This window comes from Flavobacterium macacae, assembly GCF_003865365.1.
Classification (GTDB): domain Bacteria; phylum Bacteroidota; class Bacteroidia; order Flavobacteriales; family Flavobacteriaceae; genus Flavobacterium; species Flavobacterium macacae.
In genome coordinates this window covers 137,759-150,174 of the sequence record NZ_RQVR01000007.1, presented here as the reverse complement: position 1 = coordinate 150,174, position 12,416 = coordinate 137,759, and the positions used below count along the sequence as shown (strand labels likewise).

At 37.6% G+C, this 12,416-nt stretch carries 4 protein-coding genes; all 4 read right to left on the bottom strand.

The genetic code is table 11. The features are described 5' to 3' along the window. Positions 1-4: 4 nt before the first annotated feature. Positions 5-7,243 (bottom strand): T9SS outer membrane translocon Sov/SprA, encoded by a 7,239-nt coding sequence (gene sov / locus EG849_RS07920; protein WP_125012541.1) that lies wholly within the window; start codon positions 7,241-7,243, stop codon positions 5-7. A 4-nt stretch (positions 7,244-7,247) separates the two neighbouring features. Continuing rightward, positions 7,248-7,829: a Holliday junction branch migration protein RuvA gene (gene ruvA / locus EG849_RS07915; protein WP_125012540.1), complete on the bottom strand. Its 582-nt coding sequence runs from the start codon at positions 7,827-7,829 to the stop codon at positions 7,248-7,250. 77 nt (positions 7,830-7,906) lie between these two features. Then, positions 7,907-10,204, bottom strand: a complete 2,298-nt coding sequence (locus EG849_RS07910; RefSeq protein ID WP_125012539.1) for an NADP-dependent malic enzyme — start codon at positions 10,202-10,204, stop codon at positions 7,907-7,909. A 624-nt stretch (positions 10,205-10,828) separates the two neighbouring features. Continuing rightward, positions 10,829-12,364, bottom strand: a complete 1,536-nt coding sequence (locus tag EG849_RS07905; RefSeq protein ID WP_125012538.1) for a DUF4394 domain-containing protein — start codon at positions 12,362-12,364, stop codon at positions 10,829-10,831. Positions 12,365-12,416 lie beyond the last annotated feature (52 nt).

Sequence of the window (12,416 nt, the reverse complement as noted above, 5' to 3'; positions counted from 1 at the left end):
GGAATTAATTTCCAAAGTTATATCGCAATGTGAAACCCGAGCGGATATTTGTCAATGGGAACGAAGTCGAAATCACTGCTTTTGAGAACGTATGATCGTAATAGAAAATCGCCGTCAAGTTTTTACTGAATGCATAATCAGCGGTCAATTTCAACGACCAGATGTTTTGACCTCCAGCCAATTGATTGTTATCATAATCTAAATACCTAACAATCGTGCTTGTATTTCTCATCGTGAAATCGGCTTTCAAATTGACATCGCTTCGGATAGTATTTGTTGGATTGTCTGCCAATCGGGATGTAATCACCACATCTTTAAATCGGTATCCCAAACCAAGCGTATAATCTAAACCTTTAACTTCTGTCAACAAATTATTATCAAAACTCATCGATAACGATCTGTCTTTTTTCATCTCAGCCAAAACTTTGAATGAGCTTTTAGTTTCAAAATCAATACGAATCAACGGATTGAATTGTTCCACAAGATTGATATTTGAAATAATTGTTTTGCTTAATAAATTACCACTTGCATCAACCGCATCTCTGTTTGCATCATATTCAAAGTTCGATCTGAACGAGTTGATTGTGTAATCTGCCCTGTAAGAGTGCTGCAATGAGAAACGTTTAAATTTATCTTTAAAGAATTTATATCGCATCAAACCATTGTACTTTACCGTCCAGTTTGGAATTGGAATATCTCTAAATGCTCCCAAAGAAACACCTCCAGCATCTGCACCCGTGTAAGCAGCCATAAACGACGGCAACAATACAGCCTGGCTGTTTTTACCAAATCCTACTGGATAACCGTCAGTTGTTGTTGGAAAGTTTGGCGTTCCATAATAACTTGCAGCCAAACGATTTGCAACTGTCAACCTATTTTGTCTAAAATTATCAAACGCTGCTGATGAGTTTTCATCACTTGTTCCAAAAGAAGTTTTGATCATAACCGTTGATATCGAGAAGTTTCCATAATTATATGGCGACCTTGAATTATATCTTCCGTCATCAGAAACGTCATATTGTTCTGAGAAATTCTCTGTATGAGAACGGTCTGCAATCACGTCAATAGTTAAATCTGGAAACAAATCTACTTTTGCAGTCATTTTCAATATTTTAGCCGAAACCTGAGTGTAATTCTGGTTGAAATCTTGATAATTCGTCAGCCATCCTCTTTTAGCGGCTTCATATCTGATATCCGATTGGCTTCCTAAAACGAATCCTAATGATGGTTTTGTTGTTCCTAAAAACCCAACGCCTTGCGTAAATCCAGGAAGAATTGTTCCTTCATTTTGCGTGTAATTAATCTGAACATTTTTAATACTTGTCGCTATTCCGATCAGCCCATCCATGAAAACATTTCCTTCTCCGGCTTGAGGCTTATTTCGTGCTGCTACTTTTTCTCCTGGTTTTGGAGGCGCAACCGTTCCTGGTCTTGCAGCTACTTTTGGTTTTTTAGTTAATCCGATGTATTTATAAAATGCATCCATATTTAATGCCGTATTCAAACGGTGCGAACCTGCATTTTGAATTGTGTTTCCTAAATCAAACACTCCTTCGTTGGTTTGAACTGTCGATAAGGCATCATTTGAACGTTGCCAGTTGTAATCACCAGTGTAAGAATACGTAGATTTAATAAATGCGAAAACTGGTATTTTATTTAATGGCAAATCATAATTCACCACCAATTGCTGCACGTGTTGATTCGCTTCTCCAATATTCCAATAATCATCCCAAATAGAGAAATCATCCATTGGGATATTATTTTCATCAAGATAGTTTCTAACAATATTATTTGTTGAAGCCGTATAGTTAATCTTTAATGCTTTTGTCAAATTATAATTAAAACCATATTGATAATTGAACATGTAATTTCTTCTGTACAAAGGAGAAATATCCACACCCAAAACATCTACATCACGATAGGTTTGTTTGTTATATTGACGTAAAATATTAGAACTAAACGAAATTGTGGACGGCAAATAATTAATATTAAAATCACTCAACAACTTCCAATAAGAACTTTTCTTCATGAACTGCGTCTTCTTGAATGGCTCTAAAGCTTTTGGTTGGAAAGCAAAATTATAATCCACAGAAGTTCGAACCTGCTGATCGCGCAAGTCTTTAATTTCATAATCGTGGTGTTCTAATTCATTATAAGAATAGGAAAGCGTCAAGTTTTCTGGATCATAAAAGTGCTGTTTCTGCTCAGGTTCACGTTCCTTTTTAACTCCAATAAAATTGATACTTGTTCTTTTTGTATAATCAATTGCCCTGCTTTCAATGTTTTCTCTTTCTGCCGCATCAGTTGTGTTTTCTAGTAACTGATCTAAACGAATATCTTGATTAAAAGGATCATATTCTGGAGTAATCGTTTCTTCTCCGATACCATAATTAAATGGTAGGTTTATTCCCCATTTCTTCGGAAGCAATTTCCCAAGATTCACATTTGTTACAATATCATATTGCTGAATATCTTCACGACTTCTTTCATTTGGGCCTTGCTCAAGAGAACCAAAACCTTGCGTGCTGATTCTTCCGGTAGCTGAAATTGTTGCAAAATCTGCTAAATTTCCATCAAAACTTGCAATAGCAGCCATTCCTCCTTTGTTATCCATATCGGCAACACGAAGTTCATTGAACCATACTTCTCCTCTGATTGCATCTGGCGATCCGTTTTTCAACCCTACCATTAATGTTCGAACCAATCCAAAGTTGGGATTACCTTTAATACCGACTCTCACTGCATTTGATCTTCCTGCAAGACTTGGATCTAATTCAAAATCTTGGGCATATTTAATACCAAGAGCATCTTCAACCAATCCATTTGCTGGATTCATTGCTAAGATTTTTAATTTAGTCAAAATCGCCAATTGAACATCAATCTCATTCGCTTCTGGCCAGATTTCTTCCGGAGTTAACGAAGAGCTTTGAGCCGTAACTTTTAAAGGAATCTCTATTTGATAAAAGTTTTGAGTAAAGTCATTACCAAAACGAATAAATGCAATCATTTGATCACTTACCAAGGGCTGTGGATCACTTCCTGTTGGCAAAGCTTCAGCGTGTAAAAACATTTTCAGTTTTTTAAACTGACGCATATCAACGTTCACGTTTTTGAAAACACCTCTAGAATCTCCAGGTTCTAAACCGCCTAGTGGCGCAGCAGGATCTCTTTCAGTAACTCTTAACGAAAGTGATTGTTCATTTTGGTTAATAATCGTATTATTATTGTACAATTGTTCTCTAGTAACTCCCGGAGGCGCTACATATTTTATTGGCGAACGTTGTCCGTTTTCTTGGATATTTACAGCCAAAACATCTAACGCCGTGTCATCATCATTGTTAATATCTTCGTCAATCTCATTTGGATCTAACGATTTCACATATCTTCTCCATTCTCCTCTTACCAAATCTAAAGCTCCAAAACGCAAAGTAACTTGTTCATTAAAGCCGGTCACGAACATTCTCATAAAACGGATTGATCTGAAATCATCGATCGTTCCAATTTTATTGGTTGGCTGTGAAACTGGGATTTTGAATTGAATCCATCGCGCTCCGGTAGTTCCACTTCCTGGCAAACTTGCCGTAGTTTCTCTAACGTCGGTAATAAAAGGATTACTTCCTACGGTCATATTTGAACTAATATCGATAGCATATTCATAATATGCATTGATTTCATTCATCGTATTGTCTCTATTGATATCTTCCGTATCTGGTAAAGTTGTCGATCCTCTGTTGTCATTACCTAATTCTACAGGAGAATTTCCTTGTACACCATTATAATTTTTGTAACGCTGAATTACATCTCCCGTTGCGTTTAAGAAATATTGATAATTATCTGCAGCAGGGTCAGGTTGTGATGCAAATTGTGGAAACTTAACCGCTTCATCAGCATCATTTAATCCATCAAGACCAACATCTTGAAAAGATCTGTTTCCGGTGTCACTATCAAATGCATAAATCAAAGATTGCGAAATTGGAATTTTACCCCAAACTGAAGTATATGTTGGCTGGGTTGAACCAGAGCCAGGCAATCCATTTTCATATTGCTTTCTTCCGTCTTTTAAAACGTCTTCGGATATTTCACCTAAATTGAAAACTAATTTTCCTGAATTTGCCGCACTCGTACTTCCTAATTGCTCTTGACTTCCTCCACTGTAAGGATCTAACATCCAAAATTGAATGTATTCCACATTGGACTGTTCAAAGTTGGTAGAATTAATAGCACGCATGATTCCACCAAAATTCTCCACTGCTTCTGTTGGTGTAAATCCATTTGATGGAGCCGCAACAGGATTAAAGTTATATGGACCTCTTTCTTGTGGGAAATAAGTCAAATCTAACGTATTGATAACCGTTTGTTGTCCCACAGCAATATCTGTTTCTGGATACAATTCACGGCTGTAAATTCTTCTTGTACTGTATAATTTTAAGTCATCTTCAGAAACGCCACTTGGTCGCTGTACATAAAAAGTTGGGTCAATAGAATACCAAGATAATTTTGACCTTTTGAATCCATAAGCCAATCCTTCTGCAAAAACGCCACCTTCCATTTGTCCAAAATCAAAACCACTTTGGGCATTTGAAACGGGCACACTAGAAAGGCTCCACGCAAAAGGAGATCGCATATCGATTGTGGTTTGTGATCCTTCAAAATCATCAATATAAACTGTAGATTCTCCATCAAATTGATCCGCTTTAGGAGAATCTGGCTTCAAGTAAGCGATTTCTCCTCTGAACGAAATGTTTGAAGGAACATCGGTATCCACATTCGGAAGCTTGTTTACCAATCTGGTTAAAAACGGAACCTCTGTAGAATAATTCGTATTTACTCCAAAAATAGTATTGTTTACTGATTCTTGACCATAATTCGATTTTTGCGTAAAAGGACGTTCAGACATTTTTAACAACGTCGCGCCCACCACAAATTTCTCATTAAATTTATGTTCCACATTTACCCCAAAAAATCTTCGTGTTTGTTGTCCGAAAACCGCATTATTTTCCAGAGAAATTTCAACTGGTGTTCCAGATGCTTGAAGTGACGGATCTAAAAGTGTCACCAAACCTCTTTGGTAATTCACAGTATAATCAACACCTTCGATCAAAATACGACCACCTGAAGATACCGTTACAGAACCTTGCGGCACGTTAAATGCGCCAATTGCAATTCCTTCTCCACTTGTTGATTTAAACTTTCCTTTTAATTGGAATTTATTTTTTTCACTGTCTTGTAACGCAGCCGCTTGTGTGCTTCGATACATACTTGTGTAAACATATTTTGTTTGATTGGCATTATACGTAAGCGGCTGATCATAATCGGCTCCAGATCCTACCGTATTTAATTTATTGAACAAATGATTACCAAAAGGCTCCACCGTTGTAAAGATAATTCGACCATTTTGCTGATCCACCGTTAGTCCTGGCACAAAATCGAAGAAACCATCTCCGTTAACTTGCGGGTCATTAGTATAATTCAATCGATCCACATTGAAAACACGCAATAAAGGAGTTGGCATACCGTCAATATCATAAGGAATTGGAGATGCCGCATTTGCCGGAGTAATGTAATTCAGCGGCGAAGGATCGGTGTACATAATATTCAACTTGAAATCCTCTTGCTCTAATTGATAAGCTCCCGGAAGCGAATAGATGTTTTTCATCATCAAGTTCCAAACGGGTTTGTTCACGTTAGTCAAGTTACTTTTTAGCATTTTCAAGATCAAACTTTGTGTAGTCGGAATTCCGTTGCTTACTTGCGTCGCATCGACTCCATCCGTACCAAATTCTCCTACTTGATAAATTTCACCACCAATGGTATATTGATACGCAACTGCCAAAACTTCATCATTTGTCAATTTCTGAGACAATGAAATGTAACCCAATTGCGGGTGATAGGTGTATTCGTTCGCAGATAATTTTCTAGCATTTTCTAGTTTAGAATAATCTGTTCCTTCACTAACAACTCCTCCTCCTAAATTTGAAAATCCGGTGCTTGCTGTAGAAATTTCTCTAATATTATTATTCAAGAAATAACCCGGTGTTCCAATTTTCTCAGGGTCAAATCTATTGTTTGAGTTTTTTGAAGGCGTGTTCGCTGGTGCTATAAAAATATTTCCCGGAGGCGTCAACGAAACCACTTGATTTACATCTAAACCTGTTATTGGCGCTTCACCTAAATCTTGAAGTGCAATAATATTTCTTAAGTTGTTATCCGTAGTACTAACACGATTTTGACGATTTGTTACCCAAACCTCAATTCTTGTAATCTGAACACGACTGTTGATCAACGGATAGTTTATCAAAGATTCATCATACTTATCCCTGAAATATTGAGACAAGAAAAAGTGTCGGTCAGCATCATAATCCAATGCAAACAATTCATAATTTTGAACGGTTCCACCACCTTCAGCTGTAACGGTTCTTGTTTGTGATTTTTGTTCAGAGAAAATTCCAGTAACGGTTGTTTTACCAAATTGAAATTGGGCTTTTACCCCAAAAAGACTTTGAGCTCCCCGTATTAGAGAACTGTTTAAGGGCAAACTTACGTTTCCGACTTCAATCTTTTGAATGATATCATCTTCCGTAGGGGTATATTCTAACTTAATTAAATTTTGAAAAGCAAAAGTAGATTCGGTATCATAATTGGCATTCACCGCCAATCTTGTACCTACTTTACCCATCAAACTCATACTGATTCTTTGGTCAAAATCAAATGTTGTTGTCGTTCGATTTCTTGGCGAAAGCGATGGATTGTCTTGTTTCGTGTAGCGAACACCCAAATCCATTTCAACCGAACCTGTTGGTTTTACATCGATTGTATTTCCTCCAAAAATAGTTTCGAAAAAACTCGAATTCACATAATATCTTGGAAGCAAATCTTTTTTATTGGCATCACTTCCGTCTTTTTTACCTTCAATAGCGTCTGATTTTTGCTTGAAATAAGCGCGCATTGACTCCCTCAAAACAAGTTCTTCATACTCATCTGGAGTCATAATTACGGGATAGTTCACATTGAAACCACCAATTGTGCTCGTGTAAACATAACGATCCAAAACGGCATCATACGTGTAAGCATCTAAAATAGAAGGAGGCGTATTTAATTCTATTTTTCCAGAAGAATATCCCTTTGGTATAGAATCCTGATCTTCTTCCTCTTGTGCCTGCAGTGTTACACTAAAAAATAACGAAATCAGCCATAAGCTAATTTTAAAGCTATTTGCAACGCCATTAGTATAGTTTGTTTTCAAGTGTTTATAAGTTTTTTAAGGCTTGTTTGATAATGGTTTCAATAGTGGCATCTGGATTTTCTTTAACAATTTTTTCAACGGATTTTTCCGCCAATTTTCTGTTAAATCCAAGAACTTCCAAAGCAGATAACGCTTCGTCCTTATTTGTATTGTCTTGTAAAATAGAAACTTCGTCTAAATCATATAGTTTTAACACTTTGTCCTTCAAATCAAGGATGGCGCGCTGTGCCGTTTTGCTTCCAATTCCTTTAATAGATTGAATTGTGGCCACATCGCCCGCAGCAAGCGCTTGAATGATCTGTTTAGGTTCTAGCGAAGAAAGCATCGTTCTGGCAATGCTGGCTCCGATACCCGAAACCGAAAGCAACATCTTAAAAATTTCTCTTTCTGATTTTTCAGCAAAACCAAAAAGTGTATGCGCATCTTCTTTAATTTGAAGATACGTATACACTTTGATGTATTCTGTATTTGGAAGTAACGAATAAGTATGTAACGAAATGTGGATCTGGTAACCGACACCGTTGCAGTCAATGACTACATCAGTAGGATTTTTCTCCACTAATTTCCCTTGTATGTGTGCTATCATCAATGTTAAATAATTCCCAAATGTAGGGAAAAAGTTTTACTGATAATAGCTTAAATGTTTAGGAAACAGAAAACATACTAAAAATTAACTTTTATTGCCTTATTTTTTTTCTCTTTTTCTTGAGCATCAACAACAGCAACCGCAGCCATATTGACCATTTCCTCAACACTGGCGCCTAATTGAAAGATATGAACCGGCTTATCCATCCCCATCATAATTGGCCCGATAGAAACTGATTTGTCTAATTCTTTCAACATTTTATAGTTGATATTTGCCGCTTCAAGATTTGGAAAAATCAACGTATTTACTTTTTTTCCAGCTAATTTTGAGAACGGAAATTTATTTTGAAGCATTTCTGAATTCAAAGCAAAATCGGCTTGGATTTCTCCGTCAACCACTAAATCTGGATAATATTTGTGCAGATAAGCCACCGCTTCGGCTACTTTTTGAGCGCTTTTATCTTGGGACGAACCAAAGTTTGAAAACGAAACCATTGCAATAACCGGTTCCATACCAAATAAGCGAACCGTTTTTGCCGTCATCAAGGCAATTTTTGCCAAATCATCTGCTGTTGGATTTGGGTTGATCGCTGTATCTGACAAGAAAATCGGACCTCTTTTGGTCATCATCATATTGGTAGTGGCAATTCTTGAAACGCCCGGAGCCATATCAATCAATGACATCATTGGCTTTACAACCGATGGATAGCTGCGGGAATATCCGGTAACCAAAGCATCTGCTTCGCCTTCGTTCACCATCATTGCCGCGAAATAATTTCTTTCGCGCATCCACTTTTGGGCATCCAATAAGCTGGTTCCTTTTCGTCTTCTTGATTCCCAAAATGAGTTTGCGTAACGCAGCCTTCTATCGTCTTCTTCTGACGTTTTTGGATCAATGATCATGACATCCGCATCAAAACCTAATTCTTCTTTCAGTTCTTTGATGATTTCTTTATCTCCTAATAAAATAGGAGTTCCGATTTTTTCTTCCCAAACAATTTGAGCCGCTTTCAGCACATCTAAATGGTCTGCTTCTGCAAAAACCACTCGTTTTGGTTCTGATTTTGCCCTATTGGCCAAAAGTCGAACCATTTTGTTATCTGAACCTAATCTTTCTAAAAGTTCTTCTTCATACTTTACCCAATCCGTAATTGGATTAAGCGCCACGCCAGAATCCATTGCCGCTTTTGCAACTGCCGGAGCTACAATGGCGATCAACCTTGGGTCAAATGGCTTTGGAATGATATAATCTCTTCCGAAAACTAATTTGGTTTCGCCGTAGGCAATATTTACTTGCTCTGGAACTGATTGTTTTGCCAATAAGGCCAACGCTTTCACAGCAGCCATTTTCATTTCTTCGTTGATCTTTGTCGCACGGACATCTAATGCGCCGCGAAAAATATAAGGAAAACCTAAAACGTTGTTTACTTGATTAGGATGGTCTGAACGGCCCGTTGCCATGATAATATCTGGGCGCGTTGCAATGGCAAGATTGTAATCAATTTCTGGTGTTGGATTGGCCATCGCAAAAACGATTGGATCCTCAGCCATGGTCAAAAGCATTTCAGCAGAAAGAACGTCTCCTGACGAAAGCCCCAAGAAAATATCAGCACCAACCATTGCTTGTTCCAAGGTAACATCACTAGTTGCATTTGCGTATCTTCTTTGCACTTCTGATAAATTTTCCCGATCTGGAGAAAGTGCTCCTTTTCGGTCAAACATAATCACTTTTTTAGGATCAATTCCTAACAGAACATATAAATTAGCACACGCTAAAGCAGCAGAACCTGCTCCAGAAACGACCATCGTGACATCTTCAATCTTCTTATTGGCCAGTTCCAAGGCATTCAACAAAGCTGCAGAAGAAATAATCGCGGTTCCATGCTGATCATCGTGCATCACCGGAATATTCAATTCTTCTACCAAACGTCTTTCAATTTCAAAAGATTCTGGCGCTTTGATATCTTCTAAATTAATCCCGCCAAAAGTGGGCGCAATGTTTTTTACTGTCTCAATAAACTTCTCGATATCTTTTGTATCTACTTCAATATCAAAAACATCGATGTCAGCAAAAATTTTAAACAATAGCGCTTTTCCTTCCATTACGGGCTTTGAAGCTTCAGGACCAATATCTCCTAATCCTAAAACCGCAGTACCATTTGAAATAACGGCCACCAAATTCCCTTTTGCAGTATATTTATACACATTGTTTACATCTTTCGCAATCTCAAGGCAAGGCTCGGCAACGCCAGGAGAATAAGCCAAAGACAAATCTCTTTGTGTTGCATAAGCTTTAGTTGGAACCACCTCAATTTTACCTGGCGATGGTTTTGCGTGATATAAAAGAGCTTCTCTTCTTTTGCTGTATTTATTCATTTTTTTAGATTTTAATCCGATTTACAAAGATAAAGGTATCGATGAAACTTAGAAAGTTTTACTGCCATTCTTTTTGGCAAGTTTCATATTGTGTGTTTTCTTGGAATTTTATGCCTAAAACTATTGACTTTTTATAAATTCATTAAAAATATGAGAAAACTGGTTTTTTTTTTGTTTTATGGCCATTGCATTGCAATCGTGCAAAGAAGAAAACAGGAATGACATTACAAATCGCCACAAAAAAATGGAAAGATTTCCTCGAAAATCATCATCCGGAGACAATAATGCGCTTTCGGCCGGAACCGGCAATGCCCAGAAATATCCAGCATACTAATTTGCTTCCGAATAGTTTAAGCCAAAAACACAATACGAAGTGAAAGTATTTTTTAAATCAGAGAATTGCGAACAAAATCAAAAAAAAAAAAATTTTAGCATAAAAACTTTATATTAAACAATTTCACAACCAAATTTTGGATTTTGGATGTCCGCCTATTGAAAATTTTAAAAAAATAAAATCAATGTTTGTACAGCAAGCAAAAGAAGAAGAAATTCATTTATCGGAAAATAAAAAAAAGCTTGGCGACAGAACTATCACCAAGCTTTTATATTTTAAAAAAAATCTTCTTAGAATCCTAAACCAACAGCCATAGCAGTCGCTTCGATATTGAAGTCAGCCACTTTTGTAGCCGTTCCGGCAGTAAGATTAACGGTATAAACAGCTGAAGTTGTACCTACTTTGAATAATCCAAAAGCACTGCCTGTGCTTCCTCCAATATCAAATCCATTGTTTGCTGCCACATCAATCCCTAAAGCACCGACCGGAACCAAAACTCCATCATTTGGCGGTGATTGCGTGTAAAGCATATTTGTTTCTGAATCTAAAACAAATAATGTTGTTGTCGTTGAACCTGCAAAACTATTCGAATAGGCAGCACCGCTTACTGAAGGAGTTCCTGGATTTAAGGTTCCATCTACAAAAGCAACCGTTCCCAGATCTGGGTGCAATCTTAAATTTTGGCCCGTATTGCTCACCAATCTGATTCTATCCACCGTTGGATTAAAATCAAATCCGAAAGATGTTCCGTTTAACGGCGTGCTTAAAACAGACCCCACTTGGGTAACTTGTCCATTTGCCGTATTTACCGTCAGCAACCTGCTTTGGTTTGAAATAGCATAAAGTGATCCGTTTGCCGGTCTGAAATCCAAACCTACAATGGTTTCTCCTGAAAGAAGCCCCATTAATGCCACAGGATTAGATTGTGGACTTGTTGGGTTAAAGCGGTAAAGCTGGTTGTCTGCAGTTGTTGCAAAAGCCACAGGATTTGTTTTAAAAGCGATACCAATAACTGAACTTCCAAATGTTCCGACTTTTATGGCTTTACCGTTACTTAAGTCAATAGTAAAAAGACTTGAAACCGCGCCATCAAGAGTAACCGCTAACGCAAGGCTATTATCTGGATTGATGTCAAAATTTCCTGAACCCTCAAAATCAACGGTCAGGTCTCCAACAAGTTCTAATCCTCCATCATTCGGCGGCGTTTGTTTGTATAATTTATTTTCTGAAAAATCAATATCATACAACGTTGTACTTGAAGCTCCTGCAACGCTATTGGTATAAGCTACAGCTCCAATTTCAGGATTGGTTCCTCCATTAATTTCACCGTCAGTTGCAACAACGGTACCTAACTCAGGATGCAGTCTTAAATTTTGTCCTGATGCCGTAACCAGCCTGATTCTATCAACTGTGGGATTAAAATCAATGGAAGCATTTTCACCAGAAATGGCAGGAGAAAATGCGGCTGCACCTAAAGCGGTTGCTACTCCTGATTCTTCATTGATAAAATAAAGCCTGCTTGAAGATCCCAGAGCATAAAGTTGACCCGTTGCCGGCCTGTAATCAATACTGACAATTTGCTCAGCAGCTGGCAGCGCAGTAATTGACAAAGTTGACGTTGGCGTAACAAGATTGGTTGCATTAAAATAGGCAATGGTGTTGTTGTTTGTTAGTGCCGTGAACGCCGCATCTGGAGCCACTGTAACTGGCGGATTAACTACTGGCCCATTTCCATTTCCATTATCGTCATCATTGCACGAAACGATTGTTAAGCCTGCCAACACCAACATTGACAGCTTTCTAAATTCAAAATACCTTTTTTTCATAATAAATTATTTTTGTGGTTGTAAGATAAATCTACGAGAGCGCCCATGCTTT